A 19,750-nucleotide genomic window follows, 5' to 3' on the forward strand; every position below is an offset into this window, starting at 1 on the left:
TCGAACCCATTGACCGCCCATGTCCGTCACGACGTCACAGATCCCGGTCGCCGAGCCGTCGGTCGCCGCAACGCTGTTCCCGATCGTCGCCGTGATCTTCTCCGGCTTTCTCGTGATCGGTCTCGCGATGCCGGCGCTGCCGCTGCACGTTCACCAGGGCCTCGGCTTCGATACCTTCGTGGTCGGCCTCGTCGCCGGCAGCCAGTTCGCGGCATCGCTGATCTCGCGCTTCACCGCGGGGCATCTTGCCGACACCAGAGGCGTTAAGCGCGTCGTGGTTGCCGGCCTGATCGCGGCCGCGGTCGCGGGGCTGCTTTATGGCCTGTCGCTGGAATTCGTCGATATGCCGGCGTTGTCGCTGGCCATCCTGCTGCTCGGCCGGGCCATCCTCGGCGGCGCCGAAAGCTTCATGGTCGCGGGGGCATTGAACTGGGGGCTGGCGCTGGCCGGCCCGGCAAATACCGGCCGTGTGATGTCATGGGTCGGCACGGCGATCTACGTCGCCTACGCGGCGGGCGCGCCGGCAGGTAGCGCACTCTATGCGCGTCACGGCTTCGCGGCGATTGCATTCGCGACCATGCTGATCCCGCTGCTCACGCTGTGCGTCGTCGCGCCGCTGCGCGGCATCGCGCCGTCACGCCATGCGCGCCCGGCGCTGACCAAGGTGCTCGGCGCGATCTGGCTGCCGGGTCTCGGCATGGCGCTGTCCAGCGTCGGCTTCGGTGCGATCACTACCTTCGTCGTGCTGCTGTTCGCGCGCAACGGCTGGAGCGCGGCATGGCTGGCGCTCTCGCTGGTCAGCCTCGGCTTCGTCATCGGGCGGCTGATCTTCGGCCATCTGCCCGACCGCATCGGCGGACCGCTGGTGGCGCTGGTTTGCATCCTGATCGAAGCCGCGGGGCAGGCGCTGATCTGGCTTGCCGCGATGCCGGTGCTGGTGTTCGCCGGCGCAGCCCTCGCCGGTCTCGGCTATTCGCTGGTCTATCCCGGCTTCGGCGTCGAGGCGGTGCGTCGCGCACCGCCCGAGAGCCGCGGGCTGGCGATGGGCGCCTACACCGCCTGCCTTGATCTGACGCTCGGCGTCACCACGCCACTGCTCGGCCTGATCGCCGGCGCCGCGGGCCTCAATGCAGTGTTTCTGACGAGCACGCTGGTCGTGCTGAGCGGAGCCGTCATCGCGCTGTGGCTGATCAGGACAGCCGGCCCGTCGCACAGGAGCCTGCCATGAAATTGGTGACAGCCATCACCGGCGCGATCTGCCTGGTCGCATCTGGACCGGTCGCGGCCGAGCCGACAACACAGGGAGCAAGACCCATGACCTCGATCGAAGATGTCCGCGCCGTCGCACCGGCGCTGGAAAATTACCGCAAGACTGTCGTGCTCGGCGATCTCTGGAAGCGCCCGGGTATGTCGCCGCGCGACCGCAGCATCGTCACGCTCGCGGCGCTGATCGCGCGCAGCCAGACTGTCGAGCTCGCCGACTATTTGAACCTCGCGCTCGACAATGGCGTGATGCCTGCCGAAATCTCCGAGATCATGACCCACCTCGCCTTCTATACCGGCTGGGCCAATGCCATGTCGGCGGTCGCCATCGCAAGTGATGTCTTCAGGACCCGCAACATCGGCGTCGACCAGCTTCCCGCCGCGTCGGGCCCGAAGCTCGCGCTCGACGAAGCCGCCGAGGCGCAGCGCGCGACGCGCGTCGGCGAGCAATTCGGCAAGGTGGCCCCCGGCCTCGTGCAGTACACCACCGACGTGCTGTTCCGCGATCTCTGGCTGCGGCCGGGGCTGGCGCCGCGCGACCGCAGCCTCGTCACGGTCAGCGCGCTGGTCGCGACCGGACAGGTGGCGCAGATCACCTATCACCTCAACCGCGCGATGGATAACGGCCTGACCCCAGCGGAAGCCGGCGAAATGATCACGCAGCTCGCCTTCTATGCGGGATGGCCCAACGCATTTTCGGCACTGCCGGTGGTCAAGGACGTGATCGAGAAGCGGCCGCGATGATGACGCTTTCGCGGCGCGGACTGCTCACGGGCGCCGTCGCCGGCTTCACCGCGCTGACGAAAATCGGTGCGACATTGGCAAACCAAAGGAATCAAACAATGCAGATCACCCGCAACGGCTCACGTCCCTCGGGCAAGGGTCCCGAGGCCTGGTTCACCGGCACGGTCCGCGTCGACCCGCTGTTTCAGGTCGGCGACCCGGCGCGCCTCAGTGGCGGCAAGGTCACCTTCGAGCCCGGCGCCCGCACCAGATGGCACACCCATCCGCTCGGCCAGACGCTGGTCGTCACCTCCGGCCTCGGCTGGGTGCAATGCGAGGGCGGTCCGGTCGAGGAAATCCGCCCGGGCGACATCGTCTGGTTTCCGCCCGGCGAGAAGCACTGGCACGGTGCGTCGGCGACGACCGCGATGACGCACATCGCGATCACGGAATCGCGCGACGGGAAGAACGTCGACTGGCTGGAAGAGGTCAGCGGGGCGCAGTACCGGACATGATTCCGATACCCCAGGCATCGGCGATGCAGCCTCGTTTCATGGCCGCTGCTGCGTCGACCTTCGGCTGATCGCCATCGGCAGTCCATGCGCCGGACGCAGTGTGATGCGCTGGAGCGGCTGCACGTCGGCGTTCGGCAGCACCCTCATCTCGAAATCGCGGATCAGGACCGCGAGCACGATGGCCGCCTCCTGCAGGGCGAACGACGCGCCGATGCAGGTTCGCGGCCCGACCCCGAAAGGCAGATAGGCGAACCGCGGAATTGCGCCGCGCGCCTCCCCCAGGAAGCGCGAGGGGTCGAATGCATCGGGGCGGCGCCAGAGCCTGTGATGCCGATGCAGGACGTAGGGCGCGATCACGATCAGGGATCGCGCGCCGACCGCCAGGTCGCCCAGCCTGTCCGCCTCGCGCGCCGTCCGGCTAAGGGCGGCGATCGGAGGATAAAGACGCAACGCCTCCTCGATCACCGCCTTCGTCACGACCAGCCGCTCGGCGAGGTCATCGGCCGGATTGGACAGCTCGCGCTCGGCTTCCGACGCGACACGCGACCGCCACTCAGGCGACTGCGACAGCAGAAAGATCGACCAGGCGAGCGTGTTTGCGGTCGTCTCATGTCCCGCGGAGAGAAAGGTGAGGACGTTGGAGCGAATCTCCCGCGGGCTCAGCTGCCGTCCGGTCGAAGGATCCGGCGACCGCAACAACAAGGCCAGCAGATCGCTCGGGCCCTCGACAGGGACGGTACGTCCCCGGCATCGAACGTCGATGATCCTGTCGATCACGGCCTCGAAGTAAGCCATCGTCGCGCGCAGGCGACGATGACCCGGGCGCGGCACGTATTTGGGCACACCGAGCAGATCGAGCGCCCCGATGCGACCGATCACGCTGAAATAGACATTCATCGCCATCCGGAATTCGTCGAGATCATCGCCGATGCCGTCCGAGAAGATCGTCAGCGCGAGCACGTTCAGCGTGACCAGCGTCATCTCGGCGGCAACATCCACCGTGGCATCGGGTCCCATCGTGGACCATTTCGCCGACAGTTCGTTGGCGGCAACCAGCATCCGCATCGTGAAGGAGGTGACGTTGCGGCGCGCGAAGATCGGGGCGAGTGTTCGCCGCTGCACCTCCCAACGCTCTCCGTCGACGCTCAGCAGGCCGTCGGACAATCCGGACGAGAGAATGCGGCGCTGGATTGTGTCTTTCGGGTAATTCCCCGCACGGTCCATCAGCACGTGCTTGATGGCGTGCGGATCGTGAACGACAAATGCGTCGGTGAACGGCAGACGCAGCTTGACGATCGGCTCCCGGAAGAAGTCCTCGCTCCAGCACTCAAGTGGATTTCGCCGCAACCTGGTCAGCAGCTCAATGAATCCAAGCCGGCTTCGCGGCGGATGCGGGACAGGCGGGCAATAATCGCCTTCGTGGCACTGCAACATGGGCCACCGCGAAAATGTTCAATGTACCGGCGAATAATAACGCGAAATACGATCGGTTCCTCAAGCTGCGTTTCGTGTTGCAGCACGAGACGGCGGGCGCGGCCGCAATGACGATACCTGCGTTGCCCCATTTTCATGCCGTCCAGCAGCGTGACGGCGAATTACGTGTGAGCTATGACCAAGTGAGGCGAGCACCGGAGGAAGGGTTCCCTCCCCCTTGCTGGCCCCGCAAGGGGGCAGGGAGCCTGACGCGCTTGCTCACCTCACGATGGTCCCCCTTTTCCGCGGCATGAAGTCGGTGGGTTACGCCTTCGGGTAACCCACCCTACGCTTCTCCTCACAGCACCTTGCGCTGCGCCAAATTCTTCATCAGCGCGCCGACGCCGAAGGTCCAGGGCTCGCATTGGTCGCTGCTGCGCATGCGGTTGACGAGCTTGCCGAGTTGCGGGGCTGCGATGGTGACGATGTCGTCGCGCTTGTGGGTGAAGCCCTCGCCCTTGGCGTCGCGATCCTTGACCGGCGCGAACATCGTGCCGAGGAACAGCGCAAAGCCGTCGGGATATTGATGCACCGGGCCGATGGTCTGCGCGACCAGGTCGGTCGGGTCACGGCTGATCTTTGAGATCGAGGAATGGCCCTCGAGCACGAAGCCGTCGGCGCCGGTCACGGTGAGGCCGACATCCATCTGCCTGACGTCGTCGAGCGAGAAGGTCGCGTCGAACAGCCGGAGCAGCGGGCCGATCGCACACGACGCGTTGTTGTCCTTGGCCTTCGACAGCAAGAGCGCCGAGCGGCCCTCGAAGTCGCGCAGGTTGACGTCGTTGCCGAGCGCGGCACCGACGATCTTGCCGGCACCGGAGACGACAAGCACGACCTCCGGCTCCGGGTTGTTCCAGGTCGACTTCGGATGCAGCCCGGCATCCATGCCGGTACCGACCGAGGACAGCGTCGGCGCCTTGGTGAAGACTTCGGCGTCGGGGCCGATGCCGACCTCGAGATACTGGCTCCAGGCATTCTGGTCGATCAGCACCTGCTTCAGCCGCATCGCCTGCTCGGAGCCGGGCTTGAGCTGGGAGAGATCGTCGCCGACCAGGCGCACCACCTCCTTGCGGATCGCCTCCGCCGAGGACGGGTTGCCGCGCGCCCGCTCCTCGATCACGCGTTCCAGCATCGAGATCGCGAAGGTGACGCCGGCGGCCTTCAGCACCTGCAAATCCACCGGTGCCAGCAGATGCGGCTTCGCCTTGTCGCGGCCGTCGGGCGGCGTGTTGGCGAGGATCGCTGCGAGATCGCCGATCCGCTCGCCTTTGGTCGCACGCAACACACCTGACGGATCGCTCTCCTCGCACAGTGCGCTCACCGTGGGGAAGCGCGCGGTGACGTCGAACACGCCGTCGCCGCGTACCGCGACCACGGCCGGCCCGCCGGCCTGCGGCAGCCAGACCCGCCCGACCAGCGTGCCGGCGGTGCCGTCCTCCGGCAGGACGTCTTTTGGCGTGAGCGAAATCATCGGCGTCTCCTTTTTTGATCTTGTGGTCGCTTGTTAGCACAATCCGACCGGGGTCGTGAAACAGCGGTCATGCCCTTGTCATAGAGGGGTAACATCGCCCGTCAATGCTCCCGGCGATCCATCTAGCACACTGAAAGACGGACCTTCATGACCGCCCCTCACCTCACTGACGAAGCCTCTCGAGATGAAGCCTTGCGGGACGAAGCCTTGCGCGCCCGCATCCATCAGGAGATGGCCGACAGCCTCGACGAGGAACTCGAGCTCGAGCTCGACGACATGAGGCTCGACGAGCTCGATCACGACGGCGCCGCCGGCAAGCCGTCGATCGACCGCAAGTTCTACTTCCGCGAATTGCTACGGTTGCAGGGCGAGCTGGTGAAGCTGCAGGACTGGGTGCAGCACGAGAAGAAGAAGGTCGTCGTGCTGTTCGAGGGGCGCGATTCCGCCGGCAAGGGCGGCGCCATCAAACGCATCACCCAGCGGCTCAACCCGCGGGTCTGCCGGATCGCGGCGCTGCCGGCGCCGAACGAGCGCGAGCGCACGCAATGGTACTTCCAGCGCTACGTCTCGCATCTGCCGGCCGGCGGCGAGATCGTGCTGTTCGACCGCAGCTGGTACAACCGCGCCGGCGTCGAGAAGGTGATGGGGTTCTGCACCGACGAGCAGTATGAGGAGTTCTTCGTTTCGGTGCCGGAATTCGAACGCATGCTGATCCGCTCCGGCACCATCCTGCTGAAATACTGGTTCTCGATCACCGATGAGGAACAGGCGTTCCGCTTCTCGATGCGGATCCAGGATCCGCTGAAGCAGTGGAAGCTGAGCCCGATGGACGTCGAGGCGCGGACCCGCTGGGAGCTCTACACCAAGGCCAAGGAGACGATGCTGGAGCGCACCCATCTGCCTGATACGCCATGGTGGATCGTCGATGCCGTCGACAAGAAGCGCGCCCGGCTCAACTGCATCTCGCATCTGTTGAGCCAGATCCCCTACCAGTCGGTCACCCACGAACCGGTGGTGCTGCCGCCGCGGGTGCGCAACCCCGACTATCACCGCGGCCCGATCCCGCAGGAGATGTACGTGCCGGGACGGTATTGAGGCGAGCCGCAGGCACGCTCTCAATTTCCCCCTCTCCCCCGTTCTTACGGGGAGAGGGTCAGGGTGAGGGTCGCCTCCTGCGGAGGCGGCATATGCGATCGCCCTGCCACACGCGGGATGAGGCGAAGGGATAGGCATCTCCTCGTCGAAAGCCTACCAATGGTGCAGGCGCGCGCCCTTGCTGGCGCCGGAACCCGACGCTAGGCTTCGGCGATCTGGTGCAGGGAGGCCCGCTTGACTCAATCCGACGACATCAAAATTTCCGAAGATCGCCGCGACGCGCTGCGCTATGCGCTCGGGATCGGCAGCGGTGCGGCGCTCGCGGCCGCGATGGCGGCGCCGGCCTCGGCGCAGACCCCGGCCGACAACACGCTGGATCGCATCCGCGCCAACAAGGTGCTGCGGATCGCGGTGCTGCCGGGCGAGCTGCCCTATTTCAACAAGGACCTCGCCACCGGCACCTGGTCCGGCTTCTCGATCGAGATGGCCAACGATCTGGCCAAGCTGCTCGACGTCAAGCTGGAATATGTCGAGTCGACCTACGGCAATTCGATCCTCGATCTGCAGGCCAACAAGATCGATCTCGGCTTCGCGCTCAACCCGACGCCGCAGCGTGCGCTGGTGGTCGATTTCACCAATCTGGTGTTCCCGCATCCGTTCGGCGCGATGCTGAAGAAGGGACTGGAGGCAAAAACCTGGGCCGATATCAACAAGCCCGAGGTCAAGATCGCGGTCGACGTCGGCTCCGCCAACGAGGCAGTGGCGCGGCGCTTCGCGCCGAACGCCACCATCAAGTCGCTGAAGTCGCGCGACGAGGTGATGCTGGAAATGTCGTCGGGCCGCGTCGATTGCGTGGTCAACGCGCTGGTGCTCGGGCTGACCGCGATCGCCAAGAACCCGAATCTCGGCACCTACAAGATCCTGACCTCGCCCTCGGTGACGATCGCGAGCGGCACCGCGGTGCGGCGCGAACAGGACAAGCGCTGGCGCGATTTCCTATCGGTCTGGATCGACTATAACCGCGGCATCGGCCAGATGCGCGAATGGTTCGTCAAGGGCCTCGGGCTTGCCGGCGTCAAGGCCGAGGATGTGCCGGTGGAGTTGAATATCTGAGATCGAGGATGTCTCCTCTTCACCTCTCCCCGCGCTTTGCGGGGAGAGGTCGGATCGCATCGCAGATGAGATCCGGGTGAGGAGTGAGGCACATTGCTCAACAAGCCATGAACTGCTTGCCGGATAGAGCCCCTCACCCCGACCCTCTAAGAGCAAGCTTCGCTGGTCTCGACTCCGCAGGAGCGGGGCGAGGGAGAAGAAGCCTCACACCTTGTCGTAGGTCAGCCCGCGCTCCAGCCGCCGCGCCACCAGCGTCGACGGGAACAGGATCGCAAAATAGATCAGCGCCACGATGGTGTAGACCTCGAGCGGCCGATAGGTGTCGGCATTGATCAGGGTTGCGTTGTAGACGAGGTCGGGCACCGCGATGATCGAGACCAGCGAGGTGTTCTTGAGCTGCGTCACCGACTGATTGACATAGGGCGCCATCATCGGCTTCAGCGCCTGCGGCAGGATCACGAGCCGCATCAGGTGCCAGCCGCGAAAGCCGAGCGCCTTCGCCGCGTCCCACTGCCCGATCGGCACGCTCTCGATCGAGCCGCGCACGATCTCGGCATAGAACGCGCCGCCATAGAGCGAGAGCACGCTGACGGCCGCGACATGCGCCGGGATGTTGACGCCGATCACGACCGGAAAGGCGTAGTAGAACCAGATGATCTGCACCAGGAGCGGCGTGCAGCGGAAGGTTTCGATATAGGCGATCAGGAGCCAGTCGATCACCGGAATGCGCTTGAGCCGCAGCATGCCGACGATCAGGCCGATCAGCGTGCCCAGAATGATGGTGCCGATCGTGTAGGCCATGGTCCAGCCGAGCCCGAGCCAGAACAGATGGCTGTACTTGGCGAGGATCCCGAAATCCCAGACGTAGTTCATCCTGCCCCTCGGTTGCCGCGCCCGTTCTCTTGACGTCCCAGCATCGCAGGCGGCCTTGCGCGTGTCACGCGATATACCGGTCGGGCGAAAACGCCTTGACCTCGAACGGCGGTGTGTCTCCCGCAATCATCGCGGCGACCGCGGCACCCGTTCCCGGACCGGTGGTGAAGCCGATATGCTGGTTGCCGAAGGCGAGCCAGAGCCCGCGATGCCGCGGCGCCTGCCCGATCATCGGCAGGCTGTCGGGCAATGTCGGCCGCGCGCCGCGCCAGCGCTCGCCAACCGCTTCGCCGAATTCGGCCACGCTGCGCGCCATCGGCACCACCGCCTCGAGCTGCGCAAAATTCGACGGCGCGTCGCGCGCGGTGAGCTCGACGCCGCTGGTGATGCGAATGCCCTGCTCCATCGGCGTCATCAGAAAGCCGCCCTCCGCGTCATGGATCGGGCGCAGCAATTTGCGTGCCGGGTTCGGCACGAAATGCTGGTGATAGCCGCGCTCGAACGCCAGCGGCACGCGATAGCCGAGCGGCCGCAGCAGTTCGGCCGACCATGGCCCGAGCGCGACCACGATATGGCGCGCGGCGATCTCGCCGTCGGCAAGCTGCACGCGCCAGCCGTCGCCTTGCGGTTCGATCCGCCGGATCTCGGATTGCCGCACCGTGCCGCCACTGACCGCGAGCATCTGCGCATAGGCCCTGACCACCGCACCGGGTGAATCGACCGATGCCGTCTGGCTGTGCAGCAGGCCGACGCGATAGGCAGGAATGATACCAGGCTCGAGCGCGGAGATCGCCTGGCGATCGAGCACCTCGCTTTTGATGCCGAATTCGGCGAGCGCCGCCTGCTCGGCCTTGGCGGCGGCGAGCCCGTCGCCGCGCCAGGCCTTCAGCCAGCCGGTCTCGCGGATGCGATGGCCCGCGCCGGCCTGCACGATCCAGTCGCGATGCAACGTCAGCGAGGTCCCGATCAGGCCGTGCAGCGCGGCGGCGCGTGGTTTGGTCTGCGCCGGCGTAGCCGTGGCGAGAAAGCGGATCACCCAGCCGGCATTGGCGATGGCCCATGGCAGATTCCAGCGCAAGGCTGGATGCGTGTTGGTGAGATATCTCGGCAGGTTCTTGAGGAGCGATGGGGTGTTGAGCGGCAGGATCGAGCCCGACGAAATGATGCCGGCATTGCCGTAGGAGGTCTCGCTGCCCGGCTCGCGGCGGTCGACGATGACGACGGAGAGCCCACGCTGCCGCGCGGCGAGGCCCGTCGAGACGCCGACCATGCCGGCGCCGAGCACGGCGACATCGACCCGTTGTGCTGGCGCGCCCTCGCCCACGCCGTCACATCAAGGTCAGGCCGCCGTCGACCGGCAGCGTGGCGCCGGTGACGTGGCCCGCTTCCGGTGACAGCAGGAAGGCGACGACCGCGGCGACCTCGTCGGACTCGGCCAGCCGCTGCATCGGATTGGCCTTTGCGACGCGATCCCAGGTCGCGGTATCCAGCGCGCCGAACAGGCCGGGATCCTTACGGGTGTAGCCGGGCATCACGGCATTGGCGGTGGCGCCCGAGGCTGCGAGCTCGATCGCGAGCGACTTCACCAGCACTTCAAGCGCGGCCTTCGCAGCGGCCGATCCCGGATAGGTCGCGCCCGGCAGAAAGCGATGCGGCCCGAAGCTGGAGACTGCGACGACGCGGCCTTGTGCACTGCGCGCGAGGTCAGGCAGCGCGGCCGCTGCAATTTCATGGAATGCCGCCGCCATCACGGCGAAGGCGCGCTCCAGCGCCGCGCGCGGCAGGCTGGCGAAGTCGCGCCGGTCGGCAAAGCCCGCGGCGTGCACGATCGCATCGATCGGCCCGAACGTACCGCGCGCGGCCTCGACCAGTGCGGTGCCGGCGCCGGCTGCGGCGAGATCGCCGGTCGCGACCGCGACTTTCGCACCCTTGCTGCGGCATTCCTCCGCAACCGAATTCAGCCGCGCGAGGCCAGTGGCCTCGGCGCCCTGCCCGTGCAGCATCAGGGATTGATCGGGGCCGGCGAGCCGGCGTGCAACTGCCGCGCCGATGCCGGAGCCGCCTCCCGTGATGATTGAAACGCGCATGAGGTGGGTGCTGTCGGTGCGATAAGGGACAGCGAACTATAGGTTCGGTGGCGCGAAATGCAAACCGCGGCCGAACGGCGGTCCGTAGGGTGGATTAGCGCAGCGTAATCCACCATCGCTCCGCGTGTGGGAACGGTGGATTACGCTTCGCCCAACCCACCCTACAAAAACTCACCGCCACGGCTCGACCAGGATCTTGGTGTGCGCCTCGGGATTGGCGAGATCGGCAAAGGCCTGCGCGACGCCGTCGATGCCGACGCGGCCGGTGACCAGCGACGCCGCGTCGACCTGGCCTTCCGCGATCAGGCGTAGCGAATAGGCGAACTCCTCCGGCGTGTAGCCGAGCACGTACTGGACGTTGAGCTCCTTGATGATGCCGAGCATCGGCTCGGACTTGTCGGTCTCCATGCAGACCCCGACCACGACGACACGGGCGCTGCGCGGCGCGCCCTCAAACACCTGCTGCAACACGCCGGGCACGCCGACGCATTCGAAGATCAGCGCGGGCTTCAGCGGCGGCAGCAGCGCCTGCATCGGCGGCCGCGCCGCCTTCTCTGCCTCGGTCATCTGGGCGTGTTCGGCCCAGCTCGCATAGGGCTGCGTCTTCGCGGGATCGACCACGACGTCGGCGCCCATCTTCTCGGCGAGAGCGCGCCGCGCCGGCGAATAATCCGCGGCAACGATCGGGCCGAGCCCCCTGATCTTGAGCGCTGCGATCACCGCGAGCCCAACCGGCCCGCAGCCGATCACCAGCGGCACTTCACCGCCCCTGATGTTGGCCATCGCCACCGCATGCACGCCGACCGCAAGCGGCTCGGTGAGCGCGGCGTGCTCGGCGGCAAGCCCATTCGGCACTTCGAGCAGCAGCGGCTCGCTGAGCAGCATCTGCTCGGCATAGGCGCCGGCGTAATCGTTGGAATAGCCGATGCCCTTGGGCCCCTCCGGCGTCAGCAGCGCCGGCAGCGAGCAGACGCGCGTGCCGGGCTTCAGCTTGCGCGTGGTGTCCGGGCCGTAATCCAGGATCTCGCAGCAGAACTCGTGGCCGAACACGACGTCGCGCGACAGATCCATCGGCGTGCGGCCGGGCAGGAACCTGCTCAGCTCGACCATGCGGTGGGCGTGCTTGCGCGCGTGCAGGTCGGAGCCGCAGATGCCGCAGGCCAGCGATTTGACCAGCACCTGGCCGGCGCCGGGCTTCGGCTCCGGCATCTGGTCGACGACAATCTCGCCATTCCTGAAGATCGCTGCGCGCATGTTCCCTCCGCGTGGGTTTTGTCCCACTCATTTTGATGCGTATTTCGTCTCGCGAAATACATCGCCGCGGATCAAGTCCGCGCCGGCTTTCGCTTCAAGACGCTATAGCACGGAGGGTCACCACGTATAGCGCAGAACGCCCTTGCCGGCGTAGGACCGGGTGACGTCGGAGAATTCGCCCTCGAAGGTCGCAGCCGCCGACCAGCCGTTGCGCCACTTCATCTCGAGCGAGGCCGTGGTCAGCGCGGAGTCGTTGGCCTGTGCCGCGCCGTTGACCACGAAGGCCGCGCCGGGCAGCGTCTGGAACACGGCGCCGACGCTGCGGTCGGGATTGAAGTCATGCGCCCAAGCGACGCGGCCGCGCAGCGTCAGGATGCCGCTATCGATCGCGAACGACTTGTCGCTGCGCAGGCCGAGCTCGCTCCTGACATCGGTGACGCTCTTCGCGGCATAATTCAGCGCGAAGGCGCCGCCACCGGCAACCACGCTCTCGGCATAAGCCGGCAGCTCGAAGCTGGTGAACTGGGCTGCCGTATAAGGTGTCAGCCCGATCCACGGCGTCGCAGTGCGATAGCCGCCCTCGAGCCGGCCCGACCACGCATTGGCATTGAAGCTGGCACGCAGATGATCGGCGCCTGCGGCGGTGACGATGCGGTCGGTGGTGATGTCCTGCCAGCCATAGGCGAGCGCCGCGCTCAGATAGGCCGCGCCGACGGTGTGGCGGACGAACGCGCCGGCCTGGAACAGGTCCGAGCGGCCCCAGCCGAGGCCGTTGACGCTGAAGCTGGTGCCGCCGCCGGCCAGCGCAAAGCCTGCGATGGTGTTCGGCGAGAGACGGTAGTCGGCACCGACCGCCGTGCCATAGATGCTGCTGCTCGTGTTGTTCGAGCCGAGCACCGCGTTGCCGCTGGTGGTCTGCGAGCCGCCATAGCCTGCCGCCCAGACGCTCCAGCGTTGCGCGAAATCGAGCTGCTGCGGGGACGCCTTGGCATAGATCGCGGCCAGCGCGTCGCGCGGCTCCGTCTTGCGCGTTGCATAGGCGAGCGAAGCGCTCTCCTCGGCAAACGGCGTGGCCGCCGCGCCGCCACCAAATCCGCCATCACGCCCGGCGGCGAACGGATCGGTCAACAAACCGAGGAACTGGCTCATCGCGTTGAACGTCGCCTGCTGCGATCCGGTCGCGCCCTCGCCCGAGGCCTGCGTCAGGCCATTCGGCGAGAGGCCGGCAAACACCGCCTTGATGCCGCCATTGGCGTTGAAGAAATTTTGCAGCGTGGTGGCGACGTTGCCCTGATTGATGTTGAGCTTCGAAGCAGTGCCATAGTCGAGCGTGAAATTGAGATAGACGTTGTTCGTGTCGTAGCCGAGCGTCGCCACGAGATTGGACGGCAGCCCGGTTGAATCGACGCCGGCAAACGTTCCGCTGCGGCCGCCGACGGCCGAAAGGATGGTATATTGCTTGGCAATCGTGCTGCCGGCGACGGCGCTGACGCCGACCGAACCGGCGAGCGTCGCGGTGCCCGTCACCCTGGCGAAGGTGGATGCGGTCGAGCCGACACTCACCAGATACAGCGCGCCGGACTGAAACGCGAGATTGCCGCCCACGGTCAGGTAGGTGCCTGGCGTCGCGTTGCCGGGCATCAGGATGCCGCCGCTTGCAATCGTCGTGTTATTGACGGTGCCGATGCCCGAAAGCGTGCCGCCGGAATTCACCGTGGTGAGGTACGACGAAGCGATCCCGCCATCGACCTGCAGAACGCCGCCATTGACCGTGGTCGTGCCCGAATAGGTGTTGAAGCCCGACAGGGTCAGCGTGCCGCTACCGGTCTTCTCCAGATTGCCGTTCGCACCGTTAAGCGGGACGCAACACGGATTGAGATCGGCGATCACGCCGCTGACGGTGGTCGAGAGGTTGTTGCTGCCGACGGTGAGTGTGTTGCTGCCACCAATGTAGTAGGTGCCTGACCCTGCGATCGAACCTGCCGTGATGCGCCCGTCGCCGTTCGGCCCAAAGCTGCGGCCGAAGTCCACAAAGCCGGTGCCCTGGGTGATGAACTGCGCGGTACCACCGGTCGAATTGCCGAAGAAGATGACGCGGGCGCCGCTCTCGGTAGTAATGGTGGCGCTGCCGGCCGTCGAGTAGGCCTCAAAGGTCAATTCGGCGCCGGAACGGTTGGTGATATTCGCGTTGCCGGCGGTCGGCGCATCGACGCCGACGCTGAACCCGCCGAAAATAGTATTGCCGCTGTTATCGATCGTCGCGTTCGCCGCCGTGCTGTGCTGGACAAAGCCGAGATAGCCGGTCGCGCTCGTCACAAGCGTTGCCGACCCGGCCGACGAGAATTCAAAGAACTGCGTCAAACCGCTATCGTGATTGGTGATGTTCGCCTGGCCCGCGTTGGTATGGCCCAGGAACACCGTGTTACCGCCATCATGGTTGACGATCGTGGCCTTGGCGGCCGTGCTGGTGTCGGCGCCGCCGGGAGGACCAAGCGCGTCGCCGAACACCAGAGCGCTACCGGTACCGTTGTTGAACGACGCACTGCCGGCGGAGCTCGCGTCGCGGAAGATCGTGAGCGCACCGTTGGTGTTGCTCACGGTGGCATTGCCCGCGGTGCTAAAGTCGCGAAACTCGGTGATGCCGAAATTCTGGTTGACGATCACAGCCGTCGACGCCGACGTGGCATTGTAGAACGTCGTGGTGGCAATCCCGTTGAGGCCGTCGTTGACGATCTTGGTGATGCCTGACGTGTTCGCGTTGACGATGTCGAATTTGCCGTCGACGGTGACCTCGCCGACGATCGAGGCCGTGTGGGTGGCATCGCCGAGCTGCAACGTCGCGCAATCGCAGATCGTGGTGCCACCGGTATAGGTGTTGGTGCCTGTGAGCACCACGCGGCCGAGACCGCCCGAATTGTCCAGTACCGTCAGCTTGCCCGGGCCGTTGCCGTCGGCGATGTTGCCGGCGATCGTCAGCGTCACGCCATTGGCGTCGATCGCACTGCCGATCGCCGACGCGTTGATCTTGAAATTGTTTGCCGAAGGCGAGGTTGCTGAGGCCATCGGCCTGGAACGACGCATTGTCGAGCGTGACCGTGCCTGACCCAACCGACTTGTTGTTGCTGACGACGACGGTCGTATCGACCACCAGCGTGCCGCCGGTATAGGTGTTGGCGCCAGAGAGCTGAACGTTCGAGCTGAACGATGCGGACGAATCGATCAGGCGAAGGAGCCCGGCGCCGGCGCCGTCGGCAATCACGCCCTGCAGGTTGACCTGGGCGCCGTTCGCATCGACCGTGCCGCCGGCGGCGTTGACCGCAATGTTGTTGGCGAAGGCGACGCTCACGACCGTCGGCGACTGCATCTGGAAGGTGCCGCCGTTGAGCGTGATGGTACCCGTGCCGACCGAATCCGCGTTCGTCACCTGCACGGTGCCGGCCGAGATCAAGGTGCCGCCGGTGTAGCCATTGGTGCCTGCAAGCACCAGCGTGCTGTTGCCGAGCTGCTGCACCATCACGCCAGGCGTGAAGGCGTCGTTGATATTGGCGTTGATGGTGACGGTCTGGCCGCTGTTGGCCAGGTTGATCAGGCCGCCGCTCGGCCCCGTCAAAGCGAAGTTAACCGGTTGGCCGCCGATGGTGTAGGACTGCGAATTGGCCGTGAATGTCCAGGAGTCCGGAAACATCGGCCCGGCACCGACGGTGACCGTCGCCGATCCCGCTATATCGAAAATCGCCGACTGCGCCGGAAAGATCGGCGGCGCGCCGGCCGACGTCGTCCAGTTGGTCGACAGTTGGTAGTCGGCGGTGCTGGTCGAGCCGCCCCAGGTGAAATTTTGCGCCTGTGCCGAGCTGACCGGCAACGCGACCGCAACGCCCAGGGCGCAGAGCGAGAGCGCGATCACGTCTCTCCGCGGCCAACATCCCGATGATAAAGACGACAAACCAAAATGCACTTGCACCGCCCCCGAAACGCTCTGCGGCGTTCTTGGGGTCAGGTTAGCACGCGGCGAACGCGAGATTGCTGATTGTTTCCGAAATCCCTTGATTCAGCGTCACGAAATCGAAGTTTTCAGCCGCCCTGTTGCACCCGTGCAACGATTAGCGCGTGCACATTTGCAACCAGCGCACGATTTCCGGCAGCCCCGGTCAGGCGTTCGGCGACGGCTCGCTGGCCGTGGTCAGCAACTGCGACCGCCTGACGCGCTCGCGATGCGCGGTGTAGAGGCCCGAGGCGACGATGAAGCCGGCGCCGAGGATGGTCCAGCGGTCGGGCACCTCGCCGAAGATCAGGAAGCCGAGGACGCTGACCCACAGCAGTTGCGTGTAGGAGAACGGTGCCAGCACCGAGGCATCGCCGTAACGGAACGCCAGCACCACGATCCACTGTCCGACGGTGGAGGCAACGCCGATCAGGATGCCGAACATGATGTCGTGCCAGGTCGGCGTGACCCAGACCAATGGCACCAGTGCGCTGACGATGGCGACGCCGACAATCGACGAATAGGTCATGACGGTGACCGGGCGCTCGCTGCCGCTCATCATGCGCGTCAGGATCAGCGTGCCGGCCCAGGCCAGCGCCGAGACGAGCGGAAAGACCGCTGCGGGATGGAAGGCACTGGTGCCCGGCCGCAGGATGATGAACACGCCGGCGAGACCGACCGCGGTCGCGATCCAGCGCCGCATGCCGACCCGCTCGCCGAGGAAAGCGATCGACAGCGCGGTAACGAACAGCGGCGAGACGAAGCTGGTGGCCGAGGCTTCGGCGATCGGCAGGAAGCCCAGTCCCGTGATGAAGATCAGCGACGAGCCGAGCAGCGCGGCGCCGCGCAGCACGTGCAGGCCGGGCCGGCTGCTGCGCAGCGCAAACAGCGGTGAGCCCGGCAGCATCGCCGGCGTCATGATCAGCGCAAACACCAGGAAGCGGATCCAGGCGATCTCGATCGACGGCAGCGTGGACGAAAGATATTTCGCGGTGACGTCCGACGTTCCCAGGAACACCGTCGACAGCAGGATCAGCGCGATGCCCTTGAAGGGCCGGTCGGTGCGCGCAGGCGCCTTGTTTCGTGCGACGCTTGTCGTTGAGGGCGCGGTCTTGGCGGGCAATGAAAGTGGAACGCTGTCCAGCCTGGCGGCTACGGCGGCGGGGGGCGGTGTCACGGCAATCTCGATGAGCAAAATAAGGGGAATCTGCTGTTCGTACAGAACGCCAATTCCGCCGCGAGAACAATGCCCGAAAACGGAACTCCGATATGCACCAGCGCGCGCGACCGCCCGCCGCAGCCGCAATGCGGCCGCACCTGCAACAGTTTGTTAACACCTGTGTGGAGCGGACGCGTGAATCCCGCGAATTTGCGGGGACTCTGGATCGTCGTGTGACCTATCAGAGCATCGGCAGCGAGCGCGGCTTCGGCCCGCGCGGGAAGGCCCTGTCGAGCGCGGCGATTTCGTCGCCGCTGAGCGTGAGCGTGCCTGCGGCCGCATTCGCCGCCGCGTGTTCCGCGTTCGATGCCTTCGGGATCGCAATCACCGACGGCAGCCGCGTCAGGAAGCTCAGCGCGACCTGGCGCGGCGTCGCCTTATGCGCCTGCGCGACCTGCTGCAGCACCGTGCCGGCCTTGGTCGACGGCAACGGAAAATCATTGTGCCCGAACGGCGAGTAGGCGACGACGGCGACGCCGTGCTGCTCGCACCACGGAATGACGGCGTGCTCGATGGCACGCTCCTGCAGATGATAGAGCACCTGGTTGCAGGCGATCTTGCCATCGCCGGCGACATCGCGCAGCTCGTCGAGATCATCCGTGTCAAAATTGCTGACGCCCCAGGAGCGGATCTTGCCGGATGCGACCAACTCGTCGAACGCCGCAACCGTCTCGGCGAGCGGATAGGTTCCACGCCAGTGCAGCAGATAGCAATCGAGGCGATCGGTCTTCAGCCGCTTCAGCGAGCGCTCGCAGGCGGTGACGGTGCCGCGGCGCGAGGCGTTGCTCGGCAGCACTTTGGAGACCAGGAACAGCTCGTCGCGGCGGCCGGCGATGGCATCGGCGATCACCAGCTCGGCGTCGCCATACATCTCCGCCGTATCGATATGCGTCATGCCGGCATCGATGCCGCGCTTCAGCGCCGCAACGGCCGCTTTGCGGTCACCGCGATCGAGGTACCAGGTGCCCTGCCCGATCACCGAGACTTGCGGGCCGCTGTTGCCGAATTTTTTTGTCTGCACGGTCGCCTCGTTCCTTGCCGTCCGCGTGCACCATAGACGAAGTGTGAGGCGATGTCCCCTCACGCGTCGTCCCGGAAGCCGGGACGACACTTGTTGGCGGGCGTGATCCCGCGCCTCTCGACGATCCTCACGCGTTGAGATTCATCCACACCGCCTTCGGCTCGGTGAAATTGTCGAGCGCGGCGGTGCCGTGCTCGCGGCCGAGGCCGGAGTCGCGCTCGCCGCCCCACGGCAACCGCACGTCAGTGTAGCCATAGGTGTTGATCCACACCGTGCCGGCGCGGGCCTTTTTGGCGAAGCGCTGCACGCGGCCCATGTCGGCGCTCCAGACGCCGGCGGCGAGGCTATACGCCGTGCCGTTGGCGATGCGCAGCGCATCCGCCTCGTCCTTGAACTTGATCACGCTGACGACGGGACCGAAGATCTCTTCCTGCGAGATCCGCATTTCATGCGCGACATTGGCGAACACCGCGGGGCTGATGAAATAGCCGCGGTCGCCGACAGGTTCACCGCCGGTGGCGAGCAGTGCCCCTTCGTTTTTGCCGATCTCGACATAGTCGAGGATCGAGCGCATCTGCTTCTCGGAGATCACGGGCCCGAGCACGGTGGTGCGCTCCGCGGGATCGCCGATCCGCAAGGCTTCTGCGCGGGCGACCAGGCGCTCCACCACCTCGTCATAGGCGTTCTCCTGCACCAGCACGCGCGAGCCCGCCGAGCAGACCTGCCCGGCATTGAAGAAGATACCGGCCGCGGCAGCCTTGGCGGCGGCTTCGAGATTGGCATCGTCGAAGATCACATTGGCGGACTTGCCGCCGAGCTCGAGCGAGACCCGTTTGAAGTTGCCGGCGGCGCCCTTCATGATGCCGCGGCCGACGCCGGGCGAGCCGGTGAACGTCACCTTGTCGACATCGGGGTGATTGACCAGCGCCTCGCCGACGGAACGGCCGGGACCGGTCACGATGTTGAGCACGCCGTTCGGCAGCCCCGCCTGCAGCGCGAGCTCGCCGATCCGCAGCGCCGACAGCGAGGTCAGCTCGGCCGGCTTCATGACGACGGTGCAGCCGCAGGCCAGCGCGGGTGCCAACTTCCACATCCCGATCATCAGCGGGAAATTCCACGGCACGATCGCGGCGACCACGCCGACCGGCTCGCGCACCGTGTAGGTCAGCGCATCGTCGCGCGCCGAGACCACGTCGCCGCTGATCTTGTCAGCCCATCCGGCGTAATAGGTCAGCGTGTCGATGGCGGCAGGAAAGTCCTGGCGCAGCACGGCCGAGATCGGCTTGCCGGCATCGAGGCTCTCCAGTTCTGTGATTTCATCCGCGTGCTGCTTCAGCAACTCGGCCCACCTCAAGAGGAGGTGGCCGCGCTCGGCGGCGCGCATGGTGCGCCAAGGGCCATCGAAGGCGCGACGCGCGGCCGCGACCGCGCGGTCGACATCCGCCTCGTTGCCCTCGGCAATCGTGGCGATCACCTGCCCGGTGGCGGGATTGAGCGACTTGAAGCTGTTTCCGGACAGCGAGCGGACACGGGCGCCGTCGATCAGCAGCAATTCGTCCCTGACGGTCGGGGCGCGGCGATCGCGTTCATAATCATAATCATATGCAATCGACATCATATTTCCTCCTGGTCTTGTCCCTCAGCCTAGGAGGCTGTGATCA

At 65.9% G+C, this 19,750-nt stretch carries 15 protein-coding genes and 1 pseudogene; 5 read left to right on the top strand and 11 right to left on the bottom strand.

Going from position 1 to position 19,750, the window contains the following annotated elements; all coding sequences use genetic code 11:
• The first annotated feature begins 19 nt into the window (after positions 1 to 19).
• The 3 genes from ACVINW_RS37995 (at position 20) to ACVINW_RS38005 (ending at position 2,501) form a co-directional block, all read left to right on the top strand.
• On the top strand, positions 20 to 1,228 hold the full coding sequence (locus ACVINW_RS37995; protein WP_456756034.1) for an arabinose transporter: 1,209 nt from the start codon (positions 20 to 22) through the stop codon (positions 1,226 to 1,228).
• A complete protein-coding gene (locus ACVINW_RS38000; RefSeq protein ID WP_456756035.1) occupies positions 1,225 to 2,007 on the top strand; it encodes a carboxymuconolactone decarboxylase family protein in 783 nt (260 codons plus the stop codon). Before ACVINW_RS37995 ends, ACVINW_RS38000 begins: the two co-directional genes overlap by 4 nt.
• A gap of 98 nt (positions 2,008 to 2,105) precedes the next feature.
• Positions 2,106 to 2,501: a (R)-mandelonitrile lyase gene (locus tag ACVINW_RS38005; protein ID WP_456756036.1), complete on the top strand. Its 396-nt coding sequence runs from the start codon at positions 2,106 to 2,108 to the stop codon at positions 2,499 to 2,501.
• Positions 2,502 to 2,537: 36 nt separating this feature from the next.
• On the opposite strand, the gene ACVINW_RS38010 is transcribed toward ACVINW_RS38005, so the two are convergent.
• Both ACVINW_RS38010 and ACVINW_RS38015 read right to left on the bottom strand, forming a co-directional pair.
• Entirely contained in the window at positions 2,538 to 3,935 is a 1,398-nt protein-coding gene (locus ACVINW_RS38010; RefSeq protein WP_456756037.1) for a cytochrome P450, read from the bottom strand.
• Positions 3,936 to 4,272: 337 nt separating this feature from the next.
• Complete coding sequence (locus ACVINW_RS38015; RefSeq protein WP_456756038.1) at positions 4,273 to 5,445, bottom strand: fumarylacetoacetate hydrolase family protein; 1,173 nt, start codon at positions 5,443 to 5,445, stop codon at positions 4,273 to 4,275.
• Between the two features lie 147 nt (positions 5,446 to 5,592).
• On the opposite strand from ACVINW_RS38015, the gene ppk2 reads away from it, so the two are divergent.
• Entirely contained in the window at positions 5,593 to 6,540 is a 948-nt protein-coding gene (gene ppk2, locus ACVINW_RS38020) for a polyphosphate kinase 2 (protein ID WP_456756039.1), read from the top strand.
• 234 nt (positions 6,541 to 6,774) lie between these two features.
• Positions 6,775 to 7,653, top strand: a complete 879-nt coding sequence (locus tag ACVINW_RS38025; protein WP_456756040.1) for a transporter substrate-binding domain-containing protein — start codon at positions 6,775 to 6,777, stop codon at positions 7,651 to 7,653.
• A 204-nt stretch (positions 7,654 to 7,857) separates the two neighbouring features.
• Here ACVINW_RS38025 and ACVINW_RS38030 read toward each other — a convergent pair whose 3' ends face one another.
• From ACVINW_RS38030 to ACVINW_RS38070, 9 genes and pseudogenes are all read right to left on the bottom strand, one after another.
• Complete coding sequence (locus ACVINW_RS38030) at positions 7,858 to 8,526, bottom strand: amino acid ABC transporter permease (protein ID WP_456756041.1); 669 nt, start codon at positions 8,524 to 8,526, stop codon at positions 7,858 to 7,860.
• A gap of 64 nt (positions 8,527 to 8,590) precedes the next feature.
• The gene (locus ACVINW_RS38035) at positions 8,591 to 9,850 is read right to left on the bottom strand and encodes an NAD(P)/FAD-dependent oxidoreductase (protein WP_456756042.1); all 1,260 of its coding nucleotides are present in this window, start codon (positions 9,848 to 9,850) and stop codon (positions 8,591 to 8,593) included.
• Positions 9,851 to 9,854: 4 nt separating this feature from the next.
• Entirely contained in the window at positions 9,855 to 10,613 is a 759-nt protein-coding gene (locus tag ACVINW_RS38040) for an SDR family NAD(P)-dependent oxidoreductase (protein WP_456756043.1), read from the bottom strand.
• Between the two features lie 171 nt (positions 10,614 to 10,784).
• Entirely contained in the window at positions 10,785 to 11,867 is a 1,083-nt protein-coding gene (locus tag ACVINW_RS38045) for a zinc-binding dehydrogenase (RefSeq protein WP_456756044.1), read from the bottom strand.
• 117 nt (positions 11,868 to 11,984) lie between these two features.
• Positions 11,985 to 14,849 carry an autotransporter outer membrane beta-barrel domain-containing protein gene (locus tag ACVINW_RS38050; RefSeq protein ID WP_456756045.1) on the bottom strand — a complete coding sequence of 955 codons (2,865 nt, stop codon included), beginning with the start codon at positions 14,847 to 14,849 and terminating at the stop codon, positions 11,985 to 11,987.
• A 178-nt stretch (positions 14,850 to 15,027) separates the two neighbouring features.
• Positions 15,028 to 15,552 (bottom strand): annotated as a pseudogene (locus ACVINW_RS38055) (autotransporter-associated beta strand repeat-containing protein); the annotation flags it as partial.
• A gap of 463 nt (positions 15,553 to 16,015) precedes the next feature.
• Positions 16,016 to 16,972, bottom strand: a complete 957-nt coding sequence (locus ACVINW_RS38060; protein ID WP_456756591.1) for a DMT family transporter — start codon at positions 16,970 to 16,972, stop codon at positions 16,016 to 16,018.
• Positions 16,973 to 17,249: 277 nt separating this feature from the next.
• Positions 17,250 to 18,089, bottom strand: a complete 840-nt coding sequence (locus ACVINW_RS38065) for an aldo/keto reductase (protein WP_456756046.1) — start codon at positions 18,087 to 18,089, stop codon at positions 17,250 to 17,252.
• A 127-nt stretch (positions 18,090 to 18,216) separates the two neighbouring features.
• Positions 18,217 to 19,704, bottom strand: a complete 1,488-nt coding sequence (locus ACVINW_RS38070; protein ID WP_456756592.1) for an aldehyde dehydrogenase family protein — start codon at positions 19,702 to 19,704, stop codon at positions 18,217 to 18,219.
• Between the last annotated feature and the right edge of the window lie 46 nt (positions 19,705 to 19,750).

Source organism: Bradyrhizobium sp. USDA 4461 (genome assembly GCF_054055655.1).